This window comes from Chryseobacterium sp. 2P, from assembly GCF_059579425.1.
Genome location: NZ_CM184194.1, coordinates 3,935,425 through 3,961,463, shown reverse-complemented (window position 1 = coordinate 3,961,463; position 26,039 = coordinate 3,935,425). Strand labels below are relative to the sequence as shown.

Sequence of the window (26,039 nt, the reverse complement as noted above, 5' to 3'; positions counted from 1 at the left end):
ATAAAAATTAATAATGATATTTTCACTTCAAGGCATTGTTCAGGAACTTACGCCTACCTACGCAGTAATCAACGTACAAGGAGTTGGTTACTATGTAGGTATCAGTTTAATGACTTCACAGACCCTCACAACTAATAAAGAAACCTTTCTTTTTATTCAGCAGATTATTCGGGAAGACGCCCATTTATTATTTGGATTTAACACTCGTTCAGAAAAAGAAATGTTCAATCTGTTAATAAGCGTTAATGGAGTAGGAGCGGTTTCAGCACTTATTTTACTATCCACTTTAAGTCTTGATGAGATTGCTTCGGCAATATTATCAAAAAACAGCGCACTCATTCAGAAAGCGAAAGGAATCGGTGCAAAAACAGCTGAAAGAATTATTGTAGATCTTAAGGATAAAGTGCAGAAATACAGCAATCCGGAAGAAAATATTTCCACGTTTGCAAATAATAAAATCAAGGAAGAATCGTTATCTGCATTAGAAGTTTTGGGCATTCCGAAGCGAATGAGTGAGAAGCTTGCAGATAAAATCATGAAGCAGGATTCTGATATTTCAGTAGAAGAGTTGGTAAAACAAATTTTAAAAAACATTTAACATTTGGTGGCGAATAATAAATATTTCAATATAATTCTGTTCCTGTCGTTTTTACTTGTGTCAACATTTACGTTTGCACAGAGGCGGGCTACAGCAAAAGTAAGCGATACCGCAATTATCAAAAAAGATTATCAGTTGGCAGATCCTACACAGTATGAAGCCTACTATGATATAAAAACAGGAATGTATTTCGTATATCCAAAGGTAGGAAATACGATAACCGGACAACCGAGTGCGATGTCTCCTGAAGATTACAAGGAGTTTATGATGGAGGCTCAGACGAAAGCTTACTATAAAGAGAAGTCAGACCGCTATAGTCTGATGTTCCGGAAAGATAAAAGTGATGCAGCTAGAAAAGGTTTAATTCCTTCATTGCAAATTAATAACAGGCTTTTCGAAACCATTTTCGGAAGTAATAAAATTGAAATCATTCCTACCGGATATGCTTCTTTCGATTTTGCCGGACTCTATCAGAAGATTGATAATCCATTAATCTTACCACAGAACAGAAAGAGTTTTACATTTGATATCGACCAGAGAATTCAGCTCGGATTATTGGGGAAAGTCGGGGAGAACCTTCAGCTAAAAGCCAATTACGATACCCAGAGTGGTTTTGCTTTTGAAAACAGAATGAATCTTGTCTGGCAGGCTAAAGGAAGCTGGAAAGATCTTCAGCAGAAAGGTCTGCAGGATGTAGATAAACCAAGTGCAGGGGGAGAAGATAAAATCATTAAAAGAGTAGAATTCGGTAACGTTAATATGCCGCTTTCAACCAGTCTGATCCGTGGTTCTCAATCTTTATTCGGGGTTAAAACAGAGTTTCAGCTGGGTAAAACCTTCGGGACAGTGGTACTTTCCCAACAGCAGGGTGAAGCCAGAAATATTACGGTACAAGGCGGTGGCGTAATGAATACATTTAAATTAAATGCAATTGATTATGAAGACAACCAGCACTATTTCTTGGGACATTATTTCCTGGATAAATATGACGGAGCTTTATTAAACTATCCTCAGATCAATTCCAAGATCAGCATTACAAGACTGGAAGTGTGGGTTTTGGATCAGGGAAACAGCAATTTACAGTACCAGAAAAGTATTGTCGGAATCAGAGATTTAGGAGATGCTCCGGGAATTCTTCCGGATAATAACCAGCCGGGTTTCAACCTGTATTCCACAATCAACGGATTACCGGGTTTAAGAGATGCAAGTACAACATATAATGCAATCAATGGACAGAATCTTCCGGTTGCGACAGGAACAACAGAAGTTTATCAGGATGGTGAACACTTTATCTTTAATAAAAAAGCAAGAAGATTAAATACCAATGAATATACCTTACAGCCACAGTTAGGATACATTTCATTAAACCAGAAACTTAATGATAATCAGCTTTTGGCAGTTTCCTTCTCCTATACGGTGAATGGAAGCAATCAGGTATATAAAGTCGGGGAATTCTCTGAAGAAAGTACGGTTTTAATGGCAAAACTTCTGAAGCCGAATACAACGGTAAAAACCACTTCTCCGATGTGGAATCTGATGATGAAGAACATCTATTCTTTAGATGCGGGACAGGTGAATAAGGATGGATTTATCCTGAATGTTTTATACAGAGATCCACAATCCGGAGGTAAGGTTAATTATCTTCCGGTTGCCAATAATCCACAGGTGAGCAGTGTTCCTTTAATCAAATTATTAAACTGGGACAGACTAAACGCCAACGGAGATTTACAGAACAACGGAAGTTCAACAGGAGACGGTGTTTTTGACTTTGTTAACGGAATTACCATAAGACCGGAAACCGGAAGAGTAATCTTCACCAAAGTTCAGCCTTTTGGTAGTTATATTCAGAATGTAATAGGAACTAACGATCCTCAGTATGTGTTCTCGGATCTTTACAGCCAGCAAAAGCAAGTGGCTACATCAAGCAATCTGGCGCAGCGTTACACCATTGAAGGTCGTTACAAAGGTGTTCAGGGACAGGGAATTTCTCTGGGAGCAGTTAATGTTCCTCAAGGTTCGGTAAAAGTTTCCGCAAACGGAGTTCAGCTTACCGAAGGGATAGACTACACCGTAGATTATATGTTGGGAACAGTTACCATCATCAATGAGCAGGTAAAACAATCCGGACAGGCAATTAATATTTCACTGGAGAACCAGTTAACATTCAATACCCAGAGAAAAAGATTTATGGGATTGAATCTGGAAAGAAGATTTAATGAAAACTTTATCTTGGGAGGAACCGTTGTAAATTACTCCGAATCGCCACTTACCCAAAAGGTAAATTATGGTCAGGAAGCCGTGAACAATACTATGGCAGGGATCAACTTGATGTACAACAATAAACTTCCGTTCCTTACAAGACTAACAGACAAGATCCCTCTTGTAAACACTGAAGCACCATCCAATTTGAATTTCAAAATGGAGGCAGCCTATTTACTTCCCGGTTTAAATAAAGGAATTAACGACCAGTCTTATATTGATGATTTTGAACAGACCACATCGAAAATTACATTAAAAGAACCTACAGCATGGAGCTTGGCTTCAAAGCCTGAAAAGAACCAGTCTGATCCGTTATTTACAGGAGCCGGAAAAAATAATGACAGAACAGAAGGTTACGGTAGAGGGTTGTTATCATGGTATAACATTGATCCTAGATTTTATGGAGTAGGAGGAAAAGCTCCCGCAGGAATCACTCCGCAGTCGGTTTCCAATCATGCTTCAAGAAGGGTACAGTTCTCGGAAATTTTCAACAACAGAGATTTTGTGGCAGGAGAACAGACGTATACCAATACTTTTGATATTTCGTATTATCCTGCAGAAAAAGGTCCTTACAACTCGAACCCTAATACGGAAACAACAGCACAGAGATGGGCGGGAATCATGAGACCGATCAGCGTTTCCAATTTCGTAAATTCAAACATCGAATATGTTGAATTCTGGATGATGGATCCTTATGCAGACGGAAATACTTTGGGTACCAATCCAAAACTTTTACTGCATTTAGGAAATGTTTCTGAAGATATACTTAAAGACGGACAGATGCAGTACGAAAATGGATTGCCAACTCCTTCGGCTCCGTCTACAACTACGGCATCAAACTGGGGAACCCAACCGAAGCAGCCACCGATTCTTTACGCTTTCTCAAGTGAAGGAGCAGACAGAAAGGCTCAGGATTTGGGATATGACGGTTTAAGTTCGGATCAGGAAGCAGCATTGTTTGGAAATACATTTATCAATCCGGTTACCAATGTTTCCGACCCTGCAGTAGATGATTTTGTGTTTTATATGTCAGACAAGTTCACAGGAACTCAGGCGTCATCTCTGGTTCAGCGATACAAATATTTCAGAGGTCCGGAAGGAAACTCTCAAAGCAACTCTTTGGAAGTTTCTTCACAGACTCCGGATGCGGAAGATATTAATAAAGATTACAACTTGGATCAGACGGAAAGCTATAACCAGTATGAGGTAAGCTTAACTCCTGGAAGCTTAACTTTAGGACAGAATAATATAGTAGATGTTAAAACAGTTCAGGCATCATTCCAGAACGGGCAGACTTCTCAGGTAAAATGGTATTTATTCAGAATTCCAGTATCAAAATATGTTACAACTGCCGGTAATGCAGACCCTTCTATTTTGAATAATGTAAGATTTGCAAGATTATTATTAACAGGTTTCGATCAGACTTCAACGTTAAGATTCGGAACGATGGATCTGGTGAGATCAGACTGGAGAAAATATCCTAAAAATATTGCCAATACGGGAAATTCAGGAGCTACGGATGAAGGGACACTCACTACAAATAACGATAACTTTGAGGTGGGAAGTGTAAATATTGAAGAAAATGCACTGAATCAGCCGCCTTACGTTCTGCCTCCGGGAATCGACAGACAGATTTTAAGTGGTAATGCAGGGGCACAAAGACAGAATGAAGCTTCTTTATATTTAAAAGCGACATCCCTTGCTCCGTCTGAAGCGAGAGGGGTATTTAAAAATACTTCTCTGGATATGAGAAGATACAAGAAGCTGAAACTTTTTGTACACGCTCAGGATCCTGGTAAAAGAGTATTCGGTTTTAATAAAGAAACCAAATTCTTCATCCGTTTAGGTAGTGATGCCACAGATAACTATTATGAATATGAATCTTCACTCTTCGTTACACCATCTACCGCTACAACACCTATGGAAATCTGGCCAATGGAAAATGATGTGGATTTAAATATTCAGGATTTTGTTGATGCTAAAATAAGAAGAGATAAAAATCATCCGACACAAATTGTACAAAGATTAAAAGATGAGGTTTTTGATCCGGGGAATACTTTTAAAAGTCTTTACATTAAAGGTCGACCAAGTTTAGGAAACATCACGACCATTATGATAGGTATCAGAAATGGTTTTGAAAGAGGAACTTCCACAGCTGTCTCAATCGACAGGATTCTTTGGGTAAACGAAATCCGTCTTTCCGAAATAGAAAACGACGGAGGATATGCAGGAAACGCCAGCTTAAACTTCAACCTTGGAGACTTTGCAACCGTGAATACAAGTGCTTCTTATACTTCAGTAGGATTTGGAAACATCGATTCTAAACCTGCAGAAAGACATCAGTCTACTCAGTCTGCATTCAGCATCAATACAGCCGTAAATGTAGATAAGTTTTTGCCTGAAAAAAGCGGAGTTAAAATTCCTGTGAATTATTCTTACTCGCAGACTATTGAAGATCCGAAGTACAATCCTCTGGATACGGATGTTGAGTTTAAGAAAGCAGCTAACAAGGAACAGCTTAAAAAAGTAGCAAGAACCTTTACGCAGCAAAGAAGCATAGGTGTTGTGAATATGCATAAAGAAAGAATGAATCCGAACAGGAAACCTAAGTTCTACGATATCGAAAACGTATCGGTAACGGCGGTTTACAACGACGATTATTATAGAGATATTTATACCAAGAAAAATTACAGACAATATCTCAGAGGGTATGTGGATTACAACTACACATTCAAACCTTGGGTAATCCGTCCGTTCAATAAAATGATAAGCGATACCGCGAAGTCTACGAAATATTTAAGATGGGTAAAAGAATTTAACTTTAATCCTATTCCTACAAGATTCTCTTTCAGAACTGAAATCGACAGAAATTACAACGAATTGCAGTTCAGAAATATTGATGCGATTCTTACAGGGAATTATGGTGATGACTTTGCTGCTATTAAAAACAGAAACTTCTATTTCGGATGGCAGTATGGTTTAGGATTTAATTTTACTAAATCTTTAAAACTGGAAATCAACTCGGCTACCAGAACATTGAATGATAATGTAGATGTAAACTCAATGGACAACAGTTCTATCTTTGGAAATGTTTTCAGAGCAGGAAGACCGGTACTGTACAATCACAGAGTTCAGCTGAATTATAAATTACCATTCCAGTATCTTCCTTATCTGGATTTCATCGATGCAGAATTAGGATACGGATTTACCTACAACTGGAATGCAAGATCTACCGTATTGCTGTCGAGTCCGGATGGAAGTTTAGGTTCGGTAGGGCAGAATACCAATGTTATTCAGGCAACTGGGACGGCAGATTTTACGAAGTTCTTTGGACAGTTTAAATATTTCAAAAATATTTCAACGAAACTTCAGAAGCGTAAACAGGAAATAGATTCTTTAAATAATGCCTACACCCAACAGTGGGAGAAGAAAAGATATGCTTATAAAAAATATAAGTTTAAATCCAGACTTACGCCGCTTCAGAGCATGGCTTATTTATTAACATCTATGAAGCAGTTGGATATCAATTACTCTGAAAATAACGGAACCGTTCTTCCGGGGCTGCTTTCTGCTCCGAACTGGTATGGTTACGGACAGACTTTGGGAGGTCCTACCATCGGATTCCTTTTTGGTTCGCAGGCGGATATCAGAAGAACGGTAATGGAAAACGGATGGGTGAGTGATTCTCAATTTATGACAGATCCTTATGTGAGGATGTCAACGCGCGAGTTAAGAGCCAATTTGCAGATAATACCAATGAATGATCTTCGGATTGATATTAACGCATTGCATAATTACAACCGCAACTTTACCCATACAGGATTCAATTACAGAGATCCGAACACAGGAGTTGCCAATCCGAATTATACATTTGCGAATGATTTGGTAACATACTCCAATTCGGTTGTTTTACTGAAAACGGCATTCAAAGACGGAGCGGCAATTTATCAGGCAATCAGACAGAATGCACAGGCTTTATCTCAGCAAATGCAGGGAGCTTTAGAACCGAACGGATTTAAAGACGGATACGGAATTTCAAACGCATACATTTTAATTCCTGCGTTCCGGGCTGCAGTTGAAGGTAAAACGGTAAAAGAAATGAAAAACCCTAAAAAGGCAGGGCTTCCGATTCCAAACTGGAAGATCACTTACTCAGGATTGAGAAATATCCCGATCATTAACGGACAGTTCTCCAAGTTTGATCTTTTGCATTCTTATCAGGCAACTTATACAGCAACAGGAATTCAGTCGAGTATAGATTACTTCAACAGTCTTAATTCTTACAATGCAACGCAGAGAGATATTAATGATGATTATATCAATCCGTTCACTTTTGCTCAGGTAGGTTACGTAGAAAACTTCTCGCCGCTGATTGGAGTAGATATGACGATGAGAAACAATATCCAGTTGGGTATTCAGTATAACAGATTAAGAACATTGTTACTGGGATTGGTCAACCATACTTTAACAGAGGATTCAAACAGCGAATATGTTGTAAGAGTAGGATATATCATCAGAAACTTCAGACTGGGAATGACGAACGTGAGAGGAAGAGGAAAAGCAAAGGGAAGCGACCTTAATATCAGAGGAGATTTTTCACTGAGAGACAGTAAAACCAGTATTACGAATATTCTGCTTGATGATTCTCAGATTACCGGAGGACAGAGACTGATGAATATTAAAGTATCAGCAGATTATAATGTCTCTGAAAACCTTAACCTTAGAGTATTCTATGAGCAGATGACTTCTAAATACAAAATCTCTACCGCGTTCCCGTTGTCAACGATCAGAGCAGGTATTTCTGCAACGTTTACATTCGGAAACTCAGGAGGTTTCTAATTAGAACGAAAATAAATTTAAATGTCTCTCAGTTTTTGAGGGACATTTTTTATATCCGATATTTGAACCTTCTGGAATTTTGAATACATTTGTACAAATAAAAAATTAAAAATGAACACACCATCAGAATTAAAGTACACGAAAGATCACGAATGGATCAAGATTGAAGGAAACGTTGCTACAATCGGTATTACAGACTTCGCACAGGGAGAATTGGGAGATATCGTTTACGTAGATGTAGACACTGTAGATGATGATCTTGAAGGAGGTGCGGTTTTCGGAAGTGTAGAAGCTGTAAAAACAGTTTCAGATTTATTCTTGCCAATCTCAGGAAAAGTGATCGAATTCAACTCAGAATTGGAGGATCAGCCGGAATTATTAAATTCAGATCCTTATGGGAACGGATGGATCATCAAATTAGAAGTTGCTGAAGGTGCAGATCATTCAGAATTACTTTCTGCGGAAGAATACCAGTCAATCATTGGATAAGATTTCAAAAATATTCAGTAAGATATTGCCCATTTATTGGGCATTTCTTACTTATATGCTCCTCAAGCCCGGTGAAGAAAACCACGAATATTGGTTTATGTTCAGCGGTATAGACAAGATTTTGCATCTAAGCATCTTTGCAGCATTAGGTTTCCTTTTTATTGCTGCTTTTCCAAAAATCCGTTTTTACTACTTCATTCAGATCATTTTGCTTTATGCATTTCTTACCGAGATACTTCAGGAAGAAATGGGATTGGGAAGGTCAATGGAAACTTTAGATATTGTTGCCGACACGTTGGGCTGCTTAATAGGATACTATTTTTATAAAATTTTAGCTAAGCGATTTCTTTAATTGCCCCTAAAAAAAGGTTGTTTAAAGTAACAAGTCGATCTTAAAAAATATCACCTTAGTTTTAGAACTTTCTCCCCTTCAAAAACTCCTTTCTTTATAAGAAGCTATTTCCCGCTATCCACTTTATCTTTTGGGTTACGGGCTCCGCTTCGCTCCGCCCGCAACCCAAAAGGATGCCGTTCCTATCGAGGCTAAGAATTTCGGAAACCTTATTGAAATGCCGACAAACCTTTCGTTTGTAGGTGCCTCAAGAGGTGCTGAACTTATACTGGATTTTAAATACATATATAATAAAGAAAAGAGATGATCTCAAAAGTCAATACTTAACTTTTTCAATGAACCTTTCCTCTTTAACTCCTTTTTTCACCCGCAAATTTCCTCCTTTCCATACTTGCATCCTCAAATCCATCCATTTTCCCCTCAATCCAACAAAATCTTCCCGCAGAACGCAATATTTCCTTCTTTTTTCCATGATTTCATTATTCGTCCAACGGTTTTTCAAAATCAAAAATATCAAATCGTTTAATGTGGAAAACTATGGATATCCTTATAAAGATAAATAAACCAGTGTTTTATCGCCTGAAGTTACCCACAATCGTGTGTATGGCTTAAATATTATGTTAAATATATTTGGAAGCGGAGGGTTAAAGTCTCTATCTTTGCCCCACTGAAAAACGATAGAAGATCAGTAAGCGCAGAAGAGCTTTTAGCTAAGCAATATTACTTAATTAATCCTGAGAGAGGACGGTAAAAGTCTTTTTAAAGCTACAGATTAAAGCGGGTTTTATTTTAAACTTTTTTTAAAAAATATAAAATAAGATTTGCGGGAATAAAAAAGATTTGTATCTTTGCAGTCCCTAAACGGGGGAGCGCAGGAGAGTATAGATTGAGTGTTTAGAGAGGGGTTAAGGTTACAGAAAAAACTTTAAAATTTTCTTGAAAAACATTTGGTCAAATCAAAATAAGTTATTACTTTTGCACTCGCAAATACGAAACGAAAACGACAGATACTAAGTTTTGTAGGAAGCGGAAGAAATGAAGATCATTGACATACAATATAACAACCAAGTAAGGAAAAACTAAAGCGTCAAAACTTTGAGTGAGTCAGACAAACATACAATGGAGAGTTTGATCCTGGCTCAGGATGAACGCTAGCGGGAGGCCTAACACATGCAAGCCGAGCGGTAGAGATTCTTCGGAATCTTGAGAGCGGCGCACGGGTGCGGAACACGTGTGCAACCTGCCTTTATCTGGGGGATAGCCTTTCGAAAGGGAGATTAATACCCCATAATATAATGAGTGGCATCACTTGTTATTGAAAACTCCGGTGGATAGAGATGGGCACGCGCAAGATTAGATAGTTGGTGAGGTAACGGCTCACCAAGTCAATGATCTTTAGGGGGCCTGAGAGGGTGATCCCCCACACTGGTACTGAGACACGGACCAGACTCCTACGGGAGGCAGCAGTGAGGAATATTGGACAATGGGTGAGAGCCTGATCCAGCCATCCCGCGTGAAGGACGACGGCCCTATGGGTTGTAAACTTCTTTTGTACAGGGATAAACCTTTCCACGTGTGGAAAGCTGAAGGTACTGTACGAATAAGCACCGGCTAACTCCGTGCCAGCAGCCGCGGTAATACGGAGGGTGCAAGCGTTATCCGGATTTATTGGGTTTAAAGGGTCCGTAGGCGGATCTGTAAGTCAGTGGTGAAATCTCATAGCTTAACTATGAAACTGCCATTGATACTGCAGGTCTTGAGTAAGGTAGAAGTAGCTGGAATAAGTAGTGTAGCGGTGAAATGCATAGATATTACTTAGAACACCAATTGCGAAGGCAGGTTACTATGTCTTAACTGACGCTGATGGACGAAAGCGTGGGGAGCGAACAGGATTAGATACCCTGGTAGTCCACGCTGTAAACGATGCTAACTCGTTTTTGGGTTTTCGGATTCAGAGACTAAGCGAAAGTGATAAGTTAGCCACCTGGGGAGTACGAACGCAAGTTTGAAACTCAAAGGAATTGACGGGGGCCCGCACAAGCGGTGGATTATGTGGTTTAATTCGATGATACGCGAGGAACCTTACCAAGACTTAAATGGGAATTGACAGATTTAGAAATAGATCCTCCTTCGGGCAATTTTCAAGGTGCTGCATGGTTGTCGTCAGCTCGTGCCGTGAGGTGTTAGGTTAAGTCCTGCAACGAGCGCAACCCCTGTCACTAGTTGCCATCATTCAGTTGGGGACTCTAGTGAGACTGCCTACGCAAGTAGAGAGGAAGGTGGGGATGACGTCAAATCATCACGGCCCTTACGTCTTGGGCCACACACGTAATACAATGGCCGGTACAGAGGGCAGCTACACAGCGATGTGATGCAAATCTCGAAAGCCGGTCTCAGTTCGGATTGGAGTCTGCAACTCGACTCTATGAAGCTGGAATCGCTAGTAATCGCGCATCAGCCATGGCGCGGTGAATACGTTCCCGGGCCTTGTACACACCGCCCGTCAAGCCATGGAAGTCTGGGGTACCTGAAGTCGGTGACCGTAACAGGAGCTGCCTAGGGTAAAACAGGTAACTAGGGCTAAGTCGTAACAAGGTAGCCGTACCGGAAGGTGCGGCTGGAACATCTCATTTTAGAGCGTCTTAAAGACGAAAAACAAAATTAGTACGCAAGTACAAAGTACTTACTTAAAGTAAAGCTTTAGTTTTTTATTTGGTTGATATATCATAATACACACCCACTAGAAATTAGTAAAAGGGAAAGAGATTGAGAAATGAAGAATGGGAAAAAGTATATTACTTATAACTCATCACCCATTACTCATACAAAGTCTCGTAGCTCAGCTGGTTAGAGCGCTACACTGATAATGTAGAGGTCGGCAGTTCGAGCCTGCCCGAGACTACTAATTAAGGCGGCTGGCAAATCGCTTATGGCTGATGGCAAAAAAGTCAACAGCAATTAGCAAGAAGCCAACAGCACCTAGAGGGGGAATTAGCTCAGCTGGCTAGAGCGCCTGCCTTGCACGCAGGAGGTCAAGGGTTCGACTCCCTTATTCTCCACCATCATAGATGGTTTAATTTTAAAAAAGCAGATAGAGCCAAAAACAATATTTGCGAATTAGATCAGAAGTAGAATTAAGATCATTGACATTAACGGTAAAGACATCACAAAGAGAAAACCGAGCACTTATAAGTGCTTGAGTAACCTAAAAATAGGAAAGAAATCGTTAAGGGCGTATGGCGGATGCCTAGGCTTTCAGAGGCGACGAAGGACGTGGTAAGCTGCGAAAAGCTGCGGGGATTGGCACACACGAATTGATCCGCAGATGTCCGAATGGGGCAACCCAATACATTGAAGATGTATTACCTCGTAAGAGGAGCAAACCCGGAGAACTGAAACATCTAAGTACCCGGAGGAAAAGAAATCGAAGAGATTCCGTAAGTAGTGGCGAGCGAAAGCGGATTAGCCCAAAAGTCTTTATATGTTTAATAGAATGTTCTGGAAAGAACAGCCATAGAGGGTGATAGCCCCGTATATGAAAGGCATACATAGATGATAAATGAGTAGGGCGGGACACGTGAAATCCTGTCTGAATATGGGGGGACCATCCTCCAAGGCTAAATACTCCTGAAAGACCGATAGTGAACAAGTACTGTGAAGGAAAGGTGAAAAGCACTTCGAATAGAAGGGTGAAATAGAACCTGAAACCGTACGCCTACAAGCGGTCGGAGCAGATTAATTCTGTGACGGCGTGCCTTTTGCATAATGAGCCTACGAGTTAATTTTACTAGCGAGGTTAAGTAATTAAGTTACGGAGCCGGAGCGAAAGCGAGTCTGAATAGGGCGCATAGTTAGTAGGATTAGACGCGAAACCTTGTGATCTACCCATGGGCAGGTTGAAGCTTTGGTAACACAAAGTGGAGGACCGAACCGGTTGACGTTGAAAAGTCTTCGGATGACCTGTGGGTAGGGGTGAAAGGCCAATCAAACTGGGAGATAGCTCGTACTCTCCGAAATGCATTTAGGTGCAGCGTCGTATATAAGTTTATTAGAGGTAGAGCTACTGATTGGATGCGGGGGTTTCACCGCCTACCAATTCCTGACAAACTCCGAATGCTAATAAATGTTCTACGGCAGTGAGGGCATGGGTGCTAAGGTCCATGTCCGAGAGGGAAAGAACCCAGACCAACAGCTAAGGTCCCCAAATTTCTGTTAAGTTGAAGCAACGCGGTTGGACTGCATTGACAGCTAGGATGTTGGCTTGGAAGCAGCCATTCATTTAAAGAGTGCGTAACAGCTCACTAGTCGAGCGGTCCGGCATGGATAATAATCGGGCATAAACAGAATACCGAAGCTATGGATTTATAATTAATTATATCTGGTAGGAGAGCATTCTATCGGCGCCGAAGCAGTATCGTGAGGTATTGTGGAGCTTATAGAAAAGAAAATGTAGGCATAAGTAACGATAAAGGGGGCGAGAAACCCCCTCACCGAAAGACTAAGGTTTCCTCAGCCATGCTAATCAGCTGAGGGTTAGTCGGGACCTAACGCGAACCCGAAAGGGGTAGTGGATGGACAATGGGTTAATATTCCCATACTTGCTCACACTAAAAAGGGGACGGTTCGATGTAGCTATAGAAGACGGACGGAAGTGTCAAGGCCTAGCCTTCGGGCGAAGCTGTTATAGTGTAATCGGATCCAAGAAAAGCCGAAGTGAAGCAACCCGTACCAAAACCGACACAGGTAGTCGAGGAGAGAATCCTAAGGTGCTCGAGTGAGTCGTGGCTAAGGAACTAGGCAAAATAGTCTCGTAACTTCGGAAGAAGAGACGCCAGCAGCAATGCTGGCCGCAGTGAAGAGGCCCAGGCGACTGTTTATCAAAAACACAGGACTCTGCTAAATCGAAAGATGCTGTATAGGGTCTGACACCTGCCCGGTGCTGGAAGGTTAAGGAAGGGCGTTAGCGTAAGCGAAGCGTTTGACTGAAGCCCCAGTAAACGGCGGCCGTAACTATAACGGTCCTAAGGTAGCGAAATTCCTTGTCGGGTAAGTTCCGACCTGCACGAATGGTGTAACGATCTGGGCACTGTCTCAGCCACGAGCTCGGTGAAATTGTAGTATCGGTGAAGATGCCGATTACCCGCAATGGGACGAAAAGACCCTGTGAACCTTTACTATAACTTCGTATTGACTTTGAGTAAGTAATGTGTAGGATAGGTGGGAGGCTTTGAAGCAGGCACGCTAGTGTTTGTGGAGCCGACGTTGAAATACCACCCTTTACTTACTTGGAGCCTAACTTCTTTAGGGAAGGACATTGCGTGGTGGGTAGTTTGACTGGGGTGGTCGCCTCCAAAAGAGTAACGGAGGCTTTCAAAGGTACCCTCAGCACGCTTGGTAACCGTGCGTAGAGTGTAATGGCATAAGGGTGCTTGACTGTGAGACCAACAAGTCGATCAGGTGCGAAAGCAGGACATAGTGATCCGGTGGTTCCGTATGGAAGGGCCATCGCTCATAGGATAAAAGGTACTCCGGGGATAACAGGCTAGTCTCCCCCAAGAGCTCACATCGACGGGGAGGTTCGGCACCTCGATGTCGGCTCGTCACATCCTGGGGCTGGAGAAGGTCCCAAGGGTTGGGCTGTTCGCCCATTAAAGTGGCACGCGAGCTGGGTTCAGAACGTCGTGAGACAGTTCGGTCTCTATCTATTGCGGGCGTTAGATGTTTGAGAGGGCTTGATTCTAGTACGAGAGGACCGAATTGAACAAACCTCTGGTGTATCAGTTGTACCGCCAGGTGCACCGCTGAGTAGCTATGTTTGGAAGAGATAAGCACTGAAAGCATATAAGTGCGAAACTCGCCTCAAGATGAGACATCTTTTAAGGGTCGTGGGAGATGACCACGTTGATAGGCTACAGGTGTAAAGTTGGTAACAGCATAGCCGAGTAGTACTAATTACCCGTAGATTTATAGCCTATTCATAAGTAATGAGTAATAGGTAATGAGCAATCATGCTTATCATAACTTAGCTTAAGTATTTATAAGTGCAACACTGGTTTTGCCTTTGTGATGAAATTTACCGATAAAAAGCGAATGGCCAATGGCAATAAGCCAATAGCCAACAGCTATATACAACCTTTAGGGTGGTTTTAGCGGTGGGGCTCACCTGTTCCCATTCCGAACACAGAAGTTAAGCCCACCAGCGCCGATGGTACTGCGAAAGCGGGAGAGTAGGTCGCCGCCAGTTTTTATTTAAAAGTCTCATAGATTAAATTCTATGAGACTTTTTTTATGCCCATACCCCAGATAATACCCCTAAGTAAGAGTCAGGGAAAAAAGAATAAATGTCTTGTCCTGAAAAAGGTTGACTACTAAATACCAAAAAACCAGTCATCCTAATGAGATTAAAAAAAGTATCCGCCCCTGTTCAAGAATACAGTGAAGCATTTAAAAGACAAGTTGTCTCCGAATATGAGCGGGGATTATATACAAAATCACAATTACAAACCCGCTATAATATCAGGGGTAATTCCTGCATTCCCAGATGGTTAATGAAATATGGTAACTTTACTTATGAAAAACAATTAAGTAAAGGCAGACCCATGAAAGATCCACAGAAACAGAAGATTAAAGAGCTTGAAGCAGCATTGGCCAAAAAGGAAGAAGAACTCAAAGTGTTCAGGAAATTTATAGAAATTGCAGAGCGTGAGCTTAAGGTTGAGATTGTAAAAAAGTCTGGTTCCAATCAATCCAGGAAATAAAGGTAAATACGACTCTTTCAACAGAGAATATCTGCCGATTGTTTGGCTACAGTAAGCAAGCTTATTACAAGAGACAAAAACAGCCTGTTTCTACAGATCATGAAACAAGAGTTATAGAATTTGTTGTATCAATTCGTAAAAAGATGCCTAAAATAGGTACTAGAAAACTTTATGTTTTACTTAAGAATGATTTTGAAAAGGAAGAAATTCATGTAGGAAGGGATCAGTTGTTTAGCATTTTGAGATCAAATTATCTTTTAATTCCCAGAAGGCACAGCTATTTTAAAACAACCAATTCCAGACATTGGATGAAAAAATATCCCAATATTATCAAAGGAAAAGAATTGAAATGTTCGGAGAAAGTTTGGGTTGCAGATATTACTTATCTCAAGACCAAAGAGAAGAATTATTATCTTCATCTGATTACCGATGCCTATTCTAAGAAAATTGTAGGATACGAATTGAGTGATAATTTACAGACCAACTCTACGTTGAAAGCATTAAAGCAAGCCATACAGAATCGACTGTACAAGCATTCACTCATTCATCATTCAGACAGAGGGTTGCAGTATTGCAGTAAAGAATATACTGAAACACTCAAGAAAAGTGATATGCTTATCAGTATGACCGAAAATTCGGATCCTTATGAAAATGCTATAGCAGAGAGAGTGAATGGTATTCTGAAACATGAATTTGGATTGATTGATACTTTTGAAAATTTTAAAAATCTTTCCCAACAGCTTGAACAAGCAATTTATTGCTATAACAATTTAAGACCGCATTTTTCTTTACATTATAATATTCCAAACCAAGTACACATGAAAAATAATGTGAAATTAAAAACCTATAAAAAACAAAATCAGAATAGGAAAATTCCTACTCTGATTTAAGTATATTTGTGATATAAAACTAGTTAACCTTTTTCAGGACTAGTCAAAAGTTAAAAGGAAAAAGGAAGAAGTAAAAAGTAATAAGGAAAGAAACCCCAGGATATAGTCAATCATCATTCATCAATTATCAATTATCTTTCATTACTCATTACTCATTACTCATTACTCATTACTCAGCCACGATAGAAACACAATCCTTTTGGGTTGCGGGCGGAGCTAAGCGGAGTCCGCAACCCAAAAGATACAGTGGATAGCGGGAAAAGTTCATGAATAGAAAGAACTTCACCTATAGGTATTCATCATGGCTTTTTTATATTTTCAGTTTTTGATTAATTATTTTTATTCTTAACATTTATACGTTTTACCATATTTGTTATAATGTTTAAACTAATTCAGAATTAACACAAAAGATATAAAAGATAATAATACAGCAAATTTCCAGAATGATCTTAGCCGTCCAAAGAATAAAAATCAAAGATTTTAAAACTATTGTGATCTTTTCATTCATAGTACCAACTTTCAATAAAAGTACAGACAGACATATATTCTAAAATTTGAATAAAAGTATTTATTTAAAAATATTCTGGATCAGGTAACATTATTTAAAGCAATTTGTATAACTCTTTAATAATTTTAGACTGCCAATTTTTTGGATTTACATTTTTCTTTTAAGTATGATTTTGCCGGATAATAATATTATCGAACTAATCAATATGATGGTCTGAACTTAGACATTGTATTTTGTACCATTCGGAATTATTTTGTTAAGAAAAACTTCAAAAATAAATGACATTATTATTCTTAACTTCATAATAACTCAAAAATTTTATTCTACGGCAAGACGGAGCAAGTTGCTGTATCCGGTTTCAATAAGAAATACGCTAAACCTTCCTTTTTCCCAATATTCCTATGTTTCCTTATTAAAATTCTTCTTCTTATCAAATGAGTTACTTAAAAAGTTTATGTAACTGCGTTTCTTATATCTGTTTGATACTATGTAAAATGATGATATGAATGATTTTATATAGGAATGCTTCTTAAAATAAAACTACATACATAACTTTAAAAACTGAATTAGCTCAATTATTCTTTATTTAATAAACTTTTTTTAAATAAAAAAGACGCTGTTGTTGCTGAGCAGAACGACATGATCTTTTCAGGAATTGAATTTTTCCTCTTCAATAATCCAATTGCTTTGTTGAAAAAGACTTTTTTTACTTCTCTTCTTCCGCTTTTTCCATCGGCAAACCAAACAATGGTTTAAAATTACAGAAATTATTCTCCCAGTCACTCAGTGCTTTAGGATTAAATATGAATTAAAGATGAAATTTATGTTAACAAAAGTTGGATTGTAAGGAATAAAGCCCCTATCTTTGCCCCACTGAAAAACGATAGAGAATCAGTAAGCGCAGAAGAGCTTTTAGCTAAGCAATATTACTTAATGAATCCTGAGGGAAGACGGTAAAAGTCTTTTTAAAGCTACAGATTAAAGCGGGTTTTATTTTAAACTTTTTTTAAAAAATATAAAATAAGATTTGCGGGAATAAAAAAGATTTGTATCTTTGCAGTCCCTAAACGGGGGAGCGCAGGAGAGTATAGATTGAGTGTTTAGAGAGGGGTTAAGGTTACAGAAAAAACTTTAAAATTTTCTTGAAAAACATTTGGTCAAATCAAAATAAGTTATTACTTTTGCACTCGCAAATACGAAACGAAAACGACAGATACTAAGTTTTGTAGGAAGCGGAAGAAATGAAGATCATTGACATACAATATAACAACCAAGTAAGGAAAAACTAAAGCGTCAAAACTTTGAGTGAGTCAGACAAACATACAATGGAGAGTTTGATCCTGGCTCAGGATGAACGCTAGCGGGAGGCCTAACACATGCAAGCCGAGCGGTAGAGATTCTTCGGAATCTTGAGAGCGGCGCACGGGTGCGGAACACGTGTGCAACCTGCCTTTATCTGGGGGATAGCCTTTCGAAAGGGAGATTAATACCCCATAATATAATGAGTGGCATCACTTGTTATTGAAAACTCCGGTGGATAGAGATGGGCACGCGCAAGATTAGATAGTTGGTGAGGTAACGGCTCACCAAGTCAATGATCTTTAGGGGGCCTGAGAGGGTGATCCCCCACACTGGTACTGAGACACGGACCAGACTCCTACGGGAGGCAGCAGTGAGGAATATTGGACAATGGGTGAGAGCCTGATCCAGCCATCCCGCGTGAAGGACGACGGCCCTATGGGTTGTAAACTTCTTTTGTACAGGGATAAACCTTTCCACGTGTGGAAAGCTGAAGGTACTGTACGAATAAGCACCGGCTAACTCCGTGCCAGCAGCCGCGGTAATACGGAGGGTGCAAGCGTTATCCGGATTTATTGGGTTTAAAGGGTCCGTAGGCGGATCTGTAAGTCAGTGGTGAAATCTCATAGCTTAACTATGAAACTGCCATTGATACTGCAGGTCTTGAGTAAGGTAGAAGTAGCTGGAATAAGTAGTGTAGCGGTGAAATGCATAGATATTACTTAGAACACCAATTGCGAAGGCAGGTTACTATGTCTTAACTGACGCTGATGGACGAAAGCGTGGGGAGCGAACAGGATTAGATACCCTGGTAGTCCACGCTGTAAACGATGCTAACTCGTTTTTGGGTTTTCGGATTCAGAGACTAAGCGAAAGTGATAAGTTAGCCACCTGGGGAGTACGAACGCAAGTTTGAAACTCAAAGGAATTGACGGGGGCCCGCACAAGCGGTGGATTATGTGGTTTAATTCGATGATACGCGAGGAACCTTACCAAGACTTAAATGGGAATTGACAGATTTAGAAATAGATCCTCCTTCGGGCAATTTTCAAGGTGCTGCATGGTTGTCGTCAGCTCGTGCCGTGAGGTGTTAGGTTAAGTCCTGCAACGAGCGCAACCCCTGTCACTAGTTGCCATCATTCAGTTGGGGACTCTAGTGAGACTGCCTACGCAAGTAGAGAGGAAGGTGGGGATGACGTCAAATCATCACGGCCCTTACGTCTTGGGCCACACACGTAATACAATGGCCGGTACAGAGGGCAGCTACACAGCGATGTGATGCAAATCTCGAAAGCCGGTCTCAGTTCGGATTGGAGTCTGCAACTCGACTCTATGAAGCTGGAATCGCTAGTAATCGCGCATCAGCCATGGCGCGGTGAATACGTTCCCGGGCCTTGTACACACCGCCCGTCAAGCCATGGAAGTCTGGGGTACCTGAAGTCGGTGACCGTAACAGGAGCTGCCTAGGGTAAAACAGGTAACTAGGGCTAAGTCGTAACAAGGTAGCCGTACCGGAAGGTGCGGCTGGAACATCTCATTTTAGAGCGTCTTAAAGACGAAAAACAAAATTAGTACGCAAGTACAAAGTACTTACTTAAAGTAAAGCTTTAGTTTTTTATTTGGTTGATATATCATAATACACACCCACTAGAAATTAGTAAAAGGGAAAGAGATTGAGAAATGAAGAATGGGAAAAAGTATATTACTTATAACTCATCACCCATTACTCATACAAAGTCTCGTAGCTCAGCTGGTTAGAGCGCTACACTGATAATGTAGAGGTCGGCAGTTCGAGCCTGCCCGAGACTACTAATTAAGGCGGCTGGCAAATCGCTTATGGCTGATGGCAAAAAAGTCAACAGCAATTAGCAAGAAGCCAACAGCACCTAGAGGGGGAATTAGCTCAGCTGGCTAGAGCGCCTGCCTTGCACGCAGGAGGTCAAGGGTTCGACTCCCTTATTCTCCACCATCATAGATGGTTTAATTTTAAAAAAGCAGATAGAGCCAAAAACAATATTTGCGAATTAGATCAGAAGTAGAATTAAGATCATTGACATTAACGGTAAAGACATCACAAAGAGAAAACCGAGCACTTATAAGTGCTTGAGTAACCTAAAAATAGGAAAGAAATCGTTAAGGGCGTATGGCGGATGCCTAGGCTTTCAGAGGCGACGAAGGACGTGGTAAGCTGCGAAAAGCTGCGGGGATTGGCACACACGAATTGATCCGCAGATGTCCGAATGGGGCAACCCAATACATTGAAGATGTATTACCTCGTAAGAGGAGCAAACCCGGAGAACTGAAACATCTAAGTACCCGGAGGAAAAGAAATCGAAGAGATTCCGTAAGTAGTGGCGAGCGAAAGCGGATTAGCCCAAAAGTCTTTATATGTTTAATAGAATGTTCTGGAAAGAACAGCCATAGAGGGTGATAGCCCCGTATATGAAAGGCATACATAGATGATAAATGAGTAGGGCGGGACACGTGAAATCCTGTCTGAATATGGGGGGACCATCCTCCAAGGCTAAATACTCCTGAAAGACCGATAGTGAACAAGTACTGTGAAGGAAAGGTGAAAAGCACTTCGAATAGAAGGGTGAAATAGAACCTGAAACCGTACGCCTACAAGCGGTCGGAGCAGATTAATTCTGTGACGGCGTGCCTTTTGCATAATGAGCCTACGAGTTAATTTTACTAGCGAGGTTAAGTAATTAAGTTACGGAGCCGGAGCGAAAGCGAGTCTGAATAGGGCGCATAGTTAGTAGGATTAGACGCGAAACCTTGTGATCTACCCATGGGCAGGTTGAAGCTTTGGTAACACAAAGTGGAGGACCGAACCGGTTGACGTTGAAAAGTCTTCGGATGACCTGTGGGTAGGGGTGAAAGGCCAATCAAACTGGGAGATAGCTCGTACTCTCCGAAATGCATTTAGGTGCAGCGTCGTATATAAGTTTATTAGAGGTAGAGCTACTGATTGGATGCGGGGGTTTCACCGCCTACCAATTCCTGACAAACTCCGAATGCTAATAAATGTTCTACGGCAGTGAGGGCATGGGTGCTAAGGTCCATGTCCGAGAGGGAAAGAACCCAGACCAACAGCTAAGGTCCCCAAATTTCTGTTAAGTTGAAGCAACGCGGTTGGACTGCATTGACAGCTAGGATGTTGGCTTGGAAGCAGCCATTCATTTAAAGAGTGCGTAACAGCTCACTAGTCGAGCGGTCCGGCATGGATAATAATCGGGCATAAACAGAATACCGAAGCTATGGATTTATAATTAATTATATCTGGTAGGAGAGCATTCTATCGGCGCCGAAGCAGTATCGTGAGGTATTGTGGAGCTTATAGAAAAGAAAATGTAGGCATAAGTAACGATAAAGGGGGCGAGAAACCCCCTCACCGAAAGACTAAGGTTTCCTCAGCCATGCTAATCAGCTGAGGGTTAGTCGGGACCTAACGCGAACCCGAAAGGGGTAGTGGATGGACAATGGGTTAATATTCCCATACTTGCTCACACTAAAAAGGGGACGGTTCGATGTAGCTATAGAAGACGGACGGAAGTGTCAAGGCCTAGCCTTCGGGCGAAGCTGTTATAGTGTAATCGGATCCAAGAAAAGCCGAAGTGAAGCAACCCGTACCAAAACCGACACAGGTAGTCGAGGAGAGAATCCTAAGGTGCTCGAGTGAGTCGTGGCTAAGGAACTAGGCAAAATAGTCTCGTAACTTCGGAAGAAGAGACGCCAGCAGCAATGCTGGCCGCAGTGAAGAGGCCCAGGCGACTGTTTATCAAAAACACAGGACTCTGCTAAATCGAAAGATGCTGTATAGGGTCTGACACCTGCCCGGTGCTGGAAGGTTAAGGAAGGGCGTTAGCGTAAGCGAAGCGTTTGACTGAAGCCCCAGTAAACGGCGGCCGTAACTATAACGGTCCTAAGGTAGCGAAATTCCTTGTCGGGTAAGTTCCGACCTGCACGAATGGTGTAACGATCTGGGCACTGTCTCAGCCACGAGCTCGGTGAAATTGTAGTATCGGTGAAGATGCCGATTACCCGCAATGGGACGAAAAGACCCTGTGAACCTTTACTATAACTTCGTATTGACTTTGAGTAAGTAATGTGTAGGATAGGTGGGAGGCTTTGAAGCAGGCACGCTAGTGTTTGTGGAGCCGACGTTGAAATACCACCCTTTACTTACTTGGAGCCTAACTTCTTTAGGGAAGGACATTGCGTGGTGGGTAGTTTGACTGGGGTGGTCGCCTCCAAAAGAGTAACGGAGGCTTTCAAAGGTACCCTCAGCACGCTTGGTAACCGTGCGTAGAGTGTAATGGCATAAGGGTGCTTGACTGTGAGACCAACAAGTCGATCAGGTGCGAAAGCAGGACATAGTGATCCGGTGGTTCCGTATGGAAGGGCCATCGCTCATAGGATAAAAGGTACTCCGGGGATAACAGGCTAGTCTCCCCCAAGAGCTCACATCGACGGGGAGGTTCGGCACCTCGATGTCGGCTCGTCACATCCTGGGGCTGGAGAAGGTCCCAAGGGTTGGGCTGTTCGCCCATTAAAGTGGCACGCGAGCTGGGTTCAGAACGTCGTGAGACAGTTCGGTCTCTATCTATTGCGGGCGTTAGATGTTTGAGAGGGCTTGATTCTAGTACGAGAGGACCGAATTGAACAAACCTCTGGTGTATCAGTTGTACCGCCAGGTGCACCGCTGAGTAGCTATGTTTGGAAGAGATAAGCACTGAAAGCATATAAGTGCGAAACTCGCCTCAAGATGAGACATCTTTTAAGGGTCGTGGGAGATGACCACGTTGATAGGCTACAGGTGTAAAGTTGGTAACAGCATAGCCGAGTAGTACTAATTACCCGTAGATTTATAGCCTATTCATAAGTAATGAGTAATAGGTAATGAGCAATCATGCTTATCATAACTTAGCTTAAGTATTTATAAGTGCAACACTGGTTTTGCCTTTGTGATGAAATTTACCGATAAAAAGCGAATGGCCAATGGCAATAAGCCAATAGCCAACAGCTATATACAACCTTTAGGGTGGTTTTAGCGGTGGGGCTCACCTGTTCCCATTCCGAACACAGAAGTTAAGCCCACCAGCGCCGATGGTACTGCGAAAGCGGGAGAGTAGGTCGCCGCCAGTTTTTATTTAAAAGTCTCATAGATTAAATTCTATGAGACTTTTTTTATGCCCATAACTCAAAGAATAACTTCAGGGAAGAACCAAAGAGCCAAGTGAAAAGGAAAAAGTAAAAAGGGAAAAGAGCCAAGTAAAAAAACAAGAACAAGTGAAAGTAAAAAGTAAAAGTAAAAAGTAAAGAAACCCCAGGATATAATCAATCATCATTCAGGTAATGTACTGAAAAATAGTTGGTGAAATTCAGGATATATTTTAATAAATTATGGATGTTAATCCGAAGAGGACAAAAGCACTGGTGGAGATCAACTTTTCAGCAATAGGATTAATGTTCAAAACGATAGTTTTAAGGTGAGGTTTCCCTCACCTTTTCGTTTATTATCGGATGAACCTTATGGCTAAAAAAACTCTATTTTTCGTTAGAAAAATAAATATACCATTTGATGAAATTGATTCGGTTTTTCAATGTGAGACCTCTGTGCAGGTCGAGATGATTTTTTAAATGGCTGAAATATCCCTCAATACCATTGGTTGTTTTAGGAATATTGGGATTTTCCAGATAATGAAACATATTGGGCAATGCCCGTTTTATAGTAAAATACGATCGTCTGATAAGCTTGTGGGTATACCAGTATCTTTCGGTTTCAAGATTAATTGTTTTTTCATTAATATAATCCTGATGTCTCAAATACCAGTCGTTGAGTTCATTTTTCCACCAGATTTTATCGTTTTGTGTTTTAATTTTCAGTAATAATAAAACGTGTTTTCGAAGTTCCTGACCGGCAATGTGTTTAGGAAACTTTGTGAGCCAGATCAGGCACATTCTCTGAATATGAACCAGACATCTCTGAGTAATGATGTCTCCATCAGATTTATTTATGGCTTTCAAAACGCTTTTATGTCCATCTGTAGTAATGCTTTCCAGCTTTACGCCCAGCCGTAAAAGATTGTTTAAATCTTCCCTGATTTCTTCATAATGTTCTCCATCGGTAAAACGGATAAGCTGTGTATATCCATCAAAATCATCCTGATAAGCAATTAAACAGAACTGAGCAAAATAAGTTGCATCCATTCTTAAATTCACCTTTTCCCGTTTGATGATCTTTAAGGTAGGAGACTGCTCTAAAATGGTATAAAATGTTTTCTGCAAAGTATCTTTCGAATAACCGCTGTCTCTGCAAAGCGTTTTGTAGGTCTGCCTTTCCAATACCCATTTTTTGAACCAGATAAAACGATTTTTAATTCTCTGCTCCGTTCTGTTTTGAGTAAATAAAATCCCGCAATTTTTACATTTAAATCTTTGCTTTCCCCCTTGTTTTCCCCAACGAATTACCTCCAGGCTTGAACAAGACCAACAACGTTTTTTTGCCATTTTTCAGACAAAGAAAAAGTTTTATGAAACACGTTTCATAAAACTTCCTCCAAGCAGCCTAACAATGAGGTTTTGATAGGATTCTACCAACTATTTTTCAGTATTATGCCTCATTCATCAATTATCTTTCATTATTCATTATTCATTATTCATTATTCATTACTCATTGCTCATTGCTCATTGCTCATTGCTCATTGCTCATTGCTCATTGCTCATTACTTAGCTCCAATAGAAACCAAAAAGATAAAGTGGATAGCGGGAATAAGCTCATGAATAAATATTTCGCATACCAAAAACGTTTTACTTAAAGTGGTGGATAACTTTTCTTTAATTCAATTATTTTTATTCTTAAAAAGTAAAATAGACTAAATCTCTTAAGGCTTTTTGATTTATATCGTAAATTTATAATATGAAAGAGCATATTGTAAGAGGTTTTAGGTTTAATACTTATCAGGAACCGGAACGATCTGTATTTGAACGATTGCTGGAAATTTTTACGGATTTACTGACGCATACTTCAGGTGATTTTGATGAAGCAATTGACTGGCTTCGAATGCTTGATGAAGAATACCAATTAACCACTCCTGAATACATAATAGAAGATTTTATTGAAGATCTTAAGAAGAAAGGATATATTAGGGAAGAAATTAATCCTGATGGTAGTGGTAATGGAGTTACCTTAAGTGCAAAAATGGAACAGAATATTCGTAAACAGGCACTTAAACAAATATTCGGAAATCTTGAAAAGAGCGGAAACGGAAATCATAAAACGAATAAAAGCGGAGCAGGTGAAGACTCAACCGGAGAATTCAGAAATTATAATTTCGGAGATGCTGTAGAAAAAATTTCTATTACGGAGAGTTTAAAGAATGCACAAATCAATAATGGTATCGGAGATTTTCATCTTACGGAAAATGATCTGATTGTTGAAGACAGCATACATCAGTCACAAATGAGCACTGTTTTAATGATAGACATCAGCCACAGTATGATTCTGTATGGTGAAGACCGTATTACGCCGGCTAAAAAAGTGGCGATGGCACTCGCTGAATTAATCACAACACGTTATCCGAAAGATATTTTAGATATTATTGTTTTCGGGGATGATGCATGGTCTGTAAAAATTCAGGAACTTCCTTATCTGCAGGTGGGGCCTTATCATACCAATACCGTTGCGGGGCTTCAGCTAGCAATGGATATTCTTCGGAGAAAAAGAAATACCAACAAACAGATTTTTATGATTACCGACGGAAAGCCAAGCTGTGTGCGCGAACCGGATGGTACTTATTATATGAATTCTTACGGACTGGATGATTATGTTGTTCAGAAGTGTTATAATATGGCAGCTCAGGCAAGAAGACTCCATATCCCGATTACTACTTTCATGATTGCTCAGGATTCTTATTTACAGCATTTTGTACGCGAATTTACAGAAGCCAATCATGGAAAAGCTTTTTACACCGGTCTGAATGGTTTGGGGAACATGATTTTTGAAGATTATGAAACCAACCGCAAAAAGAGAATCCGTTAG

At 40.5% G+C, this 26,039-nt stretch carries 8 protein-coding genes, 4 tRNA genes and 6 rRNA genes; 16 read left to right on the top strand and 2 right to left on the bottom strand.

The genetic code is table 11. The features are described 5' to 3' along the window. Positions 1-13 precede the first annotated feature (13 nt). The 4 genes from ruvA (at position 14) to AC52CF_RS17930 (ending at position 8,537) form a co-directional block, all read left to right on the top strand. Positions 14-598: a Holliday junction branch migration protein RuvA gene (gene ruvA / locus AC52CF_RS17945; RefSeq protein WP_214588500.1), complete on the top strand. Its 585-nt coding sequence runs from the start codon at positions 14-16 to the stop codon at positions 596-598. Between the two features lie 6 nt (positions 599-604). Next, on the top strand, positions 605-7,696 hold the full coding sequence (gene sov / locus AC52CF_RS17940; RefSeq protein ID WP_496517525.1) for a T9SS outer membrane translocon Sov/SprA: 7,092 nt from the start codon (positions 605-607) through the stop codon (positions 7,694-7,696). A gap of 111 nt (positions 7,697-7,807) precedes the next feature. After that, positions 7,808-8,185: a glycine cleavage system protein GcvH gene (gene gcvH / locus AC52CF_RS17935; RefSeq protein ID WP_214588502.1), complete on the top strand. Its 378-nt coding sequence runs from the start codon at positions 7,808-7,810 to the stop codon at positions 8,183-8,185. Next, complete coding sequence (locus tag AC52CF_RS17930; protein ID WP_250902091.1) at positions 8,178-8,537, top strand: VanZ family protein; 360 nt, start codon at positions 8,178-8,180, stop codon at positions 8,535-8,537. The genes gcvH and AC52CF_RS17930 overlap by 8 nt, the downstream gene beginning before the upstream one ends. A gap of 316 nt (positions 8,538-8,853) precedes the next feature. Here AC52CF_RS17930 and AC52CF_RS17925 read toward each other — a convergent pair whose 3' ends face one another. Beyond that, positions 8,854-9,009: a hypothetical protein gene (locus AC52CF_RS17925; protein ID WP_214588503.1), complete on the bottom strand. Its 156-nt coding sequence runs from the start codon at positions 9,007-9,009 to the stop codon at positions 8,854-8,856. Between the two features lie 644 nt (positions 9,010-9,653). On the opposite strand from AC52CF_RS17925, the gene AC52CF_RS17920 reads away from it, so the two are divergent. From AC52CF_RS17920 to rrf (AC52CF_RS17870), 11 genes are all read left to right on the top strand, one after another. Next, positions 9,654-11,170: ribosomal RNA gene (locus AC52CF_RS17920) — 16S ribosomal RNA — on the top strand. A gap of 195 nt (positions 11,171-11,365) precedes the next feature. Further along, positions 11,366-11,439: transfer RNA gene (locus AC52CF_RS17915), tRNA-Ile, on the top strand. An 83-nt stretch (positions 11,440-11,522) separates the two neighbouring features. Continuing rightward, positions 11,523-11,599: transfer RNA gene (locus AC52CF_RS17910), tRNA-Ala, on the top strand. Positions 11,600-11,753: 154 nt separating this feature from the next. Continuing rightward, a 23S ribosomal RNA gene (locus AC52CF_RS17905) occupies positions 11,754-14,509 on the top strand. 164 nt (positions 14,510-14,673) lie between these two features. Beyond that, positions 14,674-14,781: ribosomal RNA gene (gene rrf / locus AC52CF_RS17900) — 5S ribosomal RNA — on the top strand. Together the 16S, 23S and 5S rRNA genes with 2 tRNA genes alongside form the textbook arrangement of a ribosomal RNA operon. 151 nt (positions 14,782-14,932) lie before the next feature. Beyond that, positions 14,933-16,185, top strand: a protein-coding gene (locus AC52CF_RS17895) for an IS3 family transposase (protein WP_214588504.1) whose coding sequence is annotated in 2 segments (ribosomal slippage) — positions 14,933-15,260 and positions 15,260-16,185 — 1,254 coding nt in all. Because the reading frame shifts where the segments join, the coding sequence is not laid out codon by codon here. Positions 16,186-18,015: 1,830 nt separating this feature from the next. Beyond that, positions 18,016-19,532: ribosomal RNA gene (locus AC52CF_RS17890) — 16S ribosomal RNA — on the top strand. A 195-nt stretch (positions 19,533-19,727) separates the two neighbouring features. Further along, positions 19,728-19,801 (top strand) — tRNA-Ile (locus tag AC52CF_RS17885). Positions 19,802-19,884: 83 nt separating this feature from the next. Then, positions 19,885-19,961: transfer RNA gene (locus AC52CF_RS17880), tRNA-Ala, on the top strand. Between the two features lie 154 nt (positions 19,962-20,115). Continuing rightward, positions 20,116-22,871 (top strand): 23S ribosomal RNA (locus AC52CF_RS17875). 164 nt (positions 22,872-23,035) lie between these two features. Continuing rightward, positions 23,036-23,143 (top strand): 5S ribosomal RNA (rrf, locus tag AC52CF_RS17870). A gap of 402 nt (positions 23,144-23,545) precedes the next feature. Here the strand turns inward: rrf (AC52CF_RS17870) and AC52CF_RS17865 are convergent. Next, positions 23,546-24,508 (bottom strand): IS256 family transposase, variant Zn-binding type, encoded by a 963-nt coding sequence (locus AC52CF_RS17865; RefSeq protein WP_250902065.1) that lies wholly within the window; start codon positions 24,506-24,508, stop codon positions 23,546-23,548. Between the two features lie 409 nt (positions 24,509-24,917). Between AC52CF_RS17865 and AC52CF_RS17860 the strand changes: the two genes are divergently transcribed. Continuing rightward, positions 24,918-26,039 (top strand): vWA domain-containing protein, encoded by a 1,122-nt coding sequence (locus AC52CF_RS17860; RefSeq protein WP_214588505.1) that lies wholly within the window; start codon positions 24,918-24,920, stop codon positions 26,037-26,039.